Origin of the sequence: Brasilonema sp. UFV-L1 (assembly GCF_012912105.1) — a bacterium.
GTDB lineage: Bacteria > Cyanobacteriota > Cyanobacteriia > Cyanobacteriales > Nostocaceae > Brasilonema.
Window position 1 is genome coordinate 1 of the sequence record NZ_QMEA01000277.1, and the last position, 4,077, is coordinate 4,077.

Annotated in this window: 2 protein-coding genes and 1 pseudogene; 2 read left to right on the top strand and 1 reads right to left on the bottom strand. The window is 46.6% G+C overall.

What is annotated here, in order from left to right; all coding sequences use genetic code 11:
- Nucleotides 1–55 precede the first annotated feature (55 nt).
- A pseudogene (locus tag DP117_RS34030) lies at nucleotides 56–760 on the bottom strand (reverse transcriptase N-terminal domain-containing protein); the annotation flags it as partial.
- Nucleotides 761–1,310: 550 nt separating this feature from the next.
- Between DP117_RS34030 and DP117_RS34035 the strand changes: the two are divergent.
- Nucleotides 1,311–2,108, top strand: a complete 798-nt coding sequence (locus tag DP117_RS34035) for a WD40 repeat domain-containing protein (RefSeq protein ID WP_339381164.1) — start codon at nucleotides 1,311–1,313, stop codon at nucleotides 2,106–2,108.
- 245 nt (nucleotides 2,109–2,353) lie between these two features.
- Nucleotides 2,354–4,063, top strand: coding sequence for an IS1634 family transposase (locus tag DP117_RS34040; protein WP_248277970.1), 1,710 nt, complete (start codon nucleotides 2,354–2,356; stop codon nucleotides 4,061–4,063).
- The last annotated feature ends 14 nt before the right edge of the window (nucleotides 4,064–4,077 follow it).

Genomic DNA, 4,077 nt, shown 5'->3' on the forward strand with positions numbered 1-4,077 from the left:
ACCTCCTATTTTCTAATGACCGTAAGCAATACCACTAAGTGCTTCGTAGCACACCTACTCCGCCTTGTGGCGTTCCTTGTTCAGGGAATTCAATGTTAGCGCCAGCCTTTAGACATCTAAAGATGCCTATTTTTAGGCTTGATGGTGCTATTAGTTTTTCCATGATAGAGGTGTGGCTTATCCTGTCGAAGCATTTTTCAATATCAAGCTCTATGACTCTTTTATTGATTCCGTCGCTGTTAGACCTTAGGTTTGAAAAAATGTACTTTTGTGCATCGTGTGCACTGCGTCCAGTTCTGAAACCGTAGCTTCTGGCGTGGAAGGTTGCTTCGTGTGCTGGTTCTAGTGCGTATTTAGCTAGACACTGCCAAGCTCTGTCTGCAATAGTAGGGATTTTTAGCAGTCTGGTTGTTCCGTCTTTCTTTGGGATTGGGATTGCCCTTAGTTTGCTAGAATGCCAGTTATGATAATTGGTCATTAATAGCCGTTCAAGTTCAAATCGTTCCTCAAAGGTGAGTGCGGTTTTACCGTCAATTCCTGCTGTTTTCTTTCCAGCGTTTAGCTGAGTTACTTGTCTAATTGCAAGCATTCTAGCTGAGAAGGATTTTAGAATCAGTTTCTGTAAAGACCTAGCTTTACTCAGGTCACCAGTTCTAACTGCATTAAATAACCGTGTTTGTAGCCGGAATACGTTCTTACGAAACCTTTTCCAAGGTGACTTTTTCCATAATTCACTAGCATCTTTGCTGTGTCTAATCATAGTCTACTCTCATCTGATTATCTTCTAAACACCTTGCAGCAATTACGCCGCATCCTACCCGTCTCTAGGGGGTTCCGTCTCTCGTCTGACCTATTTGGGGTTCGACCTCCCCAAAACTCTAGAGTCGTTTTTATTCGTTCCCTGGATTAGATTGTTGTGTGTCGTCAGATGTAGCCATTTCAACCGTTAGATTCTCTTGCTCTTTGCTGCTTATCCGACCAATTATCAGCGAGAATTCTACTCTAACCAAGTCAGGGTTTTTAGTTATGCCCTGCTTCACCGCTAGGTTGCTTTTCTAGGCTATGTTTCATCTTGTACACTCCCTGTTAGCGCCAGTGTCAGCCCATAACAGCCGTCTGATTGCGCCCTGTTCCCAGCTTCAGTCTGCAAGATTCCGAGCTTGCTCGCTGTGGGCAGATAAGGAGTCACCTTTGAGCTTAAGGGGAGAGGTTTTCACTCTCATCTCTTCCAGAGTTCAACCCTTGGAGGGTTGGTTAACTTATTTACGGACTGGTTACCAAGATTCAGTTAACAACGAATCGCACGGACGGTGCGGTTGTGGGACAGCGAGGGCAATCCCATTGGCTCCCCCGGACGTGGGCATCAGGGTGGTGTCAAGTCCATCGCCTTCAGTCCCGATGGGCAGAAGATTGTCAGTGGCGGTGGAGACGGGACGGTGCGGTTGTGGGACAGCCAAGGCAATGCCACTGCCTCGCCCGGACGCGGACATCAGGGTAGTGTCTGGTCTGTCGCCTTCAGTCCTAATGGGCAGACGATTGTTAGTGGTGGTATTGACGGGACAGTGCGGTTGTGGGGCAGCAAGGGCAATCCCATCGGTTCCCCCTGGCGCGGACATGAGGGTTATGAAGTCAAATCCGTCGCCTTCAGCCCTGATGGTCAAAGGATTGTTAGTGGCGGTCTTGATAGGACAGTACGGTTGTGGGATAGTAAGGGCAATGCCTTTGGCTCTCTCGGACGCGGGCATCAAGGTGGTGTATGGTCTGTCGCCTTCAGCCCCGATGGGCAGACGATTGTTAGTGGTGGTATTGACGGGACAGTGCGGTTGTGGGACAGCAAGGGCAATCCCATCGGTGCTCCCTGGCGCGGACATCAGGGTGGTGTATGGTCTGTCGCCATTAGCCCAGATGGGCAGAGGATTGTTAGTGGCGGTGAGGACGGGACAGTGCGGTTGTGGCAAGGCGGCGATTGGAAAACTTGGCTTCAGGTAGCGTGCGACAGATTGCGCGACCACCCTGTCCTTGTCAAGCCTAAAACTCAGGAAGCCAGGGATGCTAAAAAAACCTGTCAAAAGTATGTCTGGAGCAAAGCTGATTCCTCAACTAAATAGTGATGGGAAAGGCAATTGGTTCTCTTGTCCGCGTGACCAAACGGGGGTGCGCTCTTTATTCGATAGGTACAAATAATCGAAAAAGCGAGTGCCCTTTTTACTTCCATACGAAATCAGAACTGTACGTTCGCTGATTTTTAGAGTCGAAGAGGAATTAATCGTTTGAGGGGAAAGGAATCGGGCGATCGCTGATGATGCACCAAATTCCTGTAATCTGTCAAACAGATTCTGGAGGGGGTGTGCGTATGATGGAAAAAGAACAGGTAAAAATTGATTCTGAGAGAATTGATGATATTCCCGTGGTAGTGGAATGGCTAAAAAAAATGGAGATAGCCAAATGTATTGACCAAAAACTTCGTCCCCTACACGGAAACCACAAAGGCTTGAACTACGGTCAATTGAGTGTATTGTTATTGACATATATAATCACTCAGTCAGACCATCGGTTGTGTGCTGTGGAATCTTGGGTACAGGCACATCGACAGATTTTAGAGTTAAGTACGGGGTGGTCGATAGGGGAAAAAGATTGCAGTGACGACCGATTGGCAAAGGTAGTAGAAGAGTTAGGCTTGCAGTCAGAGGCAAGGCAGGAAATAGAGGTAAAGTTAGGACGACATCTAATTCGTGCTTACGAACTACCTACAGAAGTAGTACGAAGTGATACAAGCAGTTTTAGCGTGAATCATCAACAGGGAGAACCATCAGAAGAAAACCTACTACGTTACGGCTACTCCAAAGATAAACGTCCTGATTTGTTGCAATACCGTCAATTACTGGCAACCCTTGACCCAATGGGAATGCCATTAGTTAGTGCTACCCTTGAAGGTAATGGAGCCGATGACCCATTATATTTACCAACATGGCAAAAAATGGTAAAAGTGATTGGACACAAAAAGTTTGTCTTCATCGCCGATTGTAAAGCAGGGGCCATTGCAACTCGCGCCACTATTGCAGCAAATGGAGGAATTTATTGCGTACCTGTAGCCATGAATGGGCAACATCCCCAACAACTAAAACAATGGGTGCTCGACCCACCAGCAGAGAGAGTGGAAATTCGTTTACCTCGTCAGGATGAGCAGGAACCTGCTGTCGGGAAGGGTTTTGAAGTAGAGTTAGGGAAGTTGTGGTTAAATCCACAGACCAACAAGTGGGTGCGTTGGCACGAACGCTATTTGGTAGTTTATTCTCAAAGCCTTGCAGCATCTGTCATCCGTGGTCAACAGCAACGCATCAATACTGCGATGGCTGCTCTCAAGAAATTAGCAGCAAAACCATCAGATGATCGCGAGCAACTCAGCCATAAAGTCGAAAACATTCTCAAGCGCTATCGTGTCAACGATTTCTTCTCAACCCAGGTTACAGAAGTTGTCACTAAACAAACTCGCCATATCGGACGAGGGAGACCATCAAAAAACTCTCCGACTGAGGAAGTCACTAGCATATCTGTTCAGCTTCATATTCAACAGATTGATGACACGATTAAGCTTTCAGAAACCTTAGCTGGATGGCGATTGTACGTTACCAATGCGTCACCTACTAAACTGACCTTACCACAAGCCGTCATGTATTATCGAGATGAATGGCTTTTGGAACGCGGTTTTCACCGTTTTAAAAGGGGTTCTTTGCCAGCCCTACCCATTTACTTTCAAAACCAATACCGAATCACTGGCTTGATGTTCGTGTTGAACATAGCTTTGCGCGTATTTACCCTGATGGAGTTTGTAGTTCGGTTGGCTCTTCAGCAAACTCAACAATCTTTGGCTGGTCTTTATGACGGCAATCCAAAGCGAAAAACTGACCGCCCATCTGCTGAACAAATGCTTAAGGCTTTTTGTAATTTAACTCTCTATTTTCTCCCTGATTCTACCATCTTCATCACACCGATTAATGCGCTTCAAAAACAGATTCTTTCATTAGACCTCTTGCAAAAGTCGGTCAAACAAAGCCAGTTTTAGCTAGGTGAAGCTCA

What these genes read in the sequence shown, in the direction of transcription:
- DP117_RS34040 (WP_248277970.1), top strand. Translation starts at nt 2,354, where the DNA reads ATGATGGAAAAAGAACAGGTAAAAATTGATTCTGAGAGAATTGATGAT.